Here is a 696-nt window from a genome sequence, read left to right as displayed (position 1 = left end):
AACATCCAATCCCCACACGTACGAACGCACCACCGCACCGTTCGTCCCGTTCAGCTCCGCAATGTGACGACCAAACCACACGGGATCACTCACCAGCTTCAGATCCTCCACCACCTGCCACGTGCGGCTGGTCCAGACGTACCGCACCTGCCGCACCCGACGCCCCAACGCATCGTACGTCCAGTCCACCCGACGCCGATCCAGGTTGCCCCAGCTCATCACGCGCACCAGCCGGTTCTCAGCATCCCAACTGTACACCCACCGACCGTCCCGGACAAGATTCCCGTCCAGGTCATGGATGATCAGCTCCGGCGTCTGCACCACCACCGCCGACCGCACCTCCCCCTGCAGCCGGTCCGGATTCCCCCACACCACCCCCAGGTTCGTCACCACCACCCCCACCGCACCCGTCGCATTGTTCACCCACACCTCCCCATACCAGTACCGACCCTGCCGAATCACCGGCGCCCAGTCGTTGGTCCCCCACCACAACGTCACCGTCGCTCCCTCGACCGCCTCCCCCGACACCCCCACCACCCCCGGCACCGTCCGAGCCGTGTACTGGTTGAGCCGGTTGACCGTGTTGCTGCTCCACCGCAGACTCCATCCCAGCTCGTCCCTGGGAAAATCGGGCAGCTGAAGTGGTTGTGGCCATGTTTTGCCATCGGTGGCAGCCTGTTGCCAGACCGGCGCCAG

General features: G+C 65.4%; 1 pseudogene. It reads right to left on the bottom strand.

The annotated features are described in order from the left end of the window. Window positions 1-696, bottom strand: a pseudogene (locus G4L39_RS15450) (hypothetical protein); the annotation flags it as partial.

It is taken from the genome of Limisphaera ngatamarikiensis, assembly GCF_011044775.1.
Taxonomy (GTDB): Bacteria; Verrucomicrobiota; Verrucomicrobiia; order Limisphaerales; family Limisphaeraceae; genus Limisphaera; species Limisphaera ngatamarikiensis.
The sequence above is the reverse complement of the archived record's forward strand: the minus strand, read 5'-3'. Positions and strand labels throughout refer to the sequence as shown.